Raw genomic sequence first — 496 nt, 5'->3', positions numbered from 1 at the left:
ACCTTCTGCCCTTCCTCCTCGATCATCCGCCGGAAGACGGCGTAATCGGCCTCGCCGTCATCCGGCAGGCGGTCGGGGAAGGGCGAGGGGTCGATCAGCGCGGGATCGAGCGTGCTCGCCCCGCCGGCCCCGGATTCCACCAGCGCCTTCAGCCGGTCGCGCTCGTCGCGCAATTCGCCGATCGAGCGCTGCGCAGCCCCAATGACCCCGGCGCCGACACGCGGCAGGGGGGCGGAGAGCGGCGGCTCCTGCGATTTCGTCTCGGGCGCCGGTGTCGCCAGCAGGCCGAAATTGGCGATGATCGATTTCTTCGACTTGGTCATGAGCGGCCCCAACTGGTGCGCACGAGATCGAGGATCGCCTCGTTGACCGCGTCCATCGCCTCGCGGGCGCGGCGATGGGTGTCGCGGCCGACCTGCCCCATTTCCAGCTCGTAGAGGCTGCGCTTGGCGAGCCCCGCCGCCTCCACCGCCGTCGATTCCACCGCCGTCGGCAA

The 496-nt window shown here is 70.2% G+C and carries 2 pseudogenes; both read right to left on the bottom strand.

The features are described from left to right. A pseudogene (locus P7F60_RS09500) lies at positions 1-323 on the bottom strand (plasmid partitioning protein RepB); the annotation flags it as partial. Next, positions 320-496: pseudogene (locus tag P7F60_RS09495) on the bottom strand (plasmid partitioning protein RepA); the annotation flags it as partial. The pseudogenes P7F60_RS09500 and P7F60_RS09495, both read right to left, overlap by 4 nt.

The sequence above is a fragment of the Rhizobium sp. YJ-22 genome (genome assembly GCF_029601685.1).
GTDB lineage: Bacteria > Pseudomonadota > Alphaproteobacteria > Rhizobiales > Rhizobiaceae > Metarhizobium.
This window is presented reverse-complemented; position numbering and strand designations above follow the sequence as displayed.